The sequence below is a fragment of the Enterobacter sp. CCUG 70166 genome (genome assembly GCF_020224095.1).
GTDB classification, from domain to species: domain Bacteria; phylum Pseudomonadota; class Gammaproteobacteria; order Enterobacterales; family Enterobacteriaceae; genus Enterobacter; species Enterobacter intestinihominis.
In genome coordinates this window covers 1-911 of sequence record NZ_NRIQ01000103.1, presented here as the reverse complement: position 1 = coordinate 911, position 911 = coordinate 1, and the positions used below count along the sequence as shown (strand labels likewise).

General features: G+C 59.6%; 2 protein-coding genes. One reads left to right on the top strand and one right to left on the bottom strand.

The annotated features are described in order from the left end of the window. Nucleotides 1-35 precede the first annotated feature (35 nt). Nucleotides 36-491 (bottom strand): Hg(II)-responsive transcriptional regulator, encoded by a 456-nt coding sequence (gene merR, locus CKK19_RS25305; RefSeq protein ID WP_001166628.1) that lies wholly within the window; start codon nucleotides 489-491, stop codon nucleotides 36-38. A gap of 71 nt (nucleotides 492-562) precedes the next feature. Between merR and CKK19_RS25300 the strand changes: the two genes are divergently transcribed. Further along, nucleotides 563-911, top strand: a 349-nt coding sequence (locus tag CKK19_RS25300; RefSeq protein WP_001294660.1) for a mercuric transport protein MerT, incomplete at its 3' end; no start/stop codon positions are given.

Below are 911 nucleotides of genomic sequence, written 5' to 3'. Positions count from 1 at the left end.
CAGGGGTCGTCTCAGAATTCGGAAAATAAAGCACGCTAAGGCGTAGTCACCCCGTGACTCCCCCGCGCCGATGCAGCGAGCTTCGTTCCGTCTTGCAGTGACGCAATCAGCGGGCAGGAAACGTTCCCTTTCCGCGCATGGCAGGCGCACACCAGTTCAGACAGCACGGCCTCCATGCGTGCCAAGTCGGCCATCTTCTCGCGCACATCCTTGAGCTTGTGCTCGGCCAGGCCGCTGGCTTCCTCGCAATGGGTGCCATCCTCCAGCCGCAGTAGCTCGGCGATTTCGTCCAGGCTAAAGCCCAGCCGCTGGGCCGATTTCACGAACCGCACTCGTGTTACATCCGCCTCGCCATAGCGGCGAATGCTGCCATAGGGCTTGTCTGGCTCCGGCAGCAGGCCCTTGCGCTGGTAGAACCGGATGGTCTCCACATTGACCCCGGCCGCCTTGGCAAAAACGCCAATGGTCAGATTCTCAAAATTAATTTGCATATCGCTTGACTCCGTACATAACTACGGAAGTAAGCTTAAGCTATCCAAACCAAATTTGAAAGGACAAGCGTATGTCTGAACCACAAAACGGGCGCGGCGCGCTCTTCGCCGGTGGGCTGGCCGCCATTCTTGCGTCGGCCTGCTGCCTGGGGCCGCTGGTTTTGATCGCCTTGGGGTTCAGCGGGGCATGGATCGGCAACCTGACGGTGCTGGAACCCTATCGCCCGATCTTCATCGGCGCAGCGCTGGTCGCGCTGTTTTTCGCCTGGCGGCGCATCTACCGCCCGGCGCAAGCCTGCAAACCGGGTGAGGTCTGCGCGATTCCCCAAGTGCGAGCTACTTACAAGCTCATTTTCTGGATCGTGGCCGCGCTGGTCCTGGTCGCGCTCGGATTTCCCTACGTCATGCCATTTTTCTATT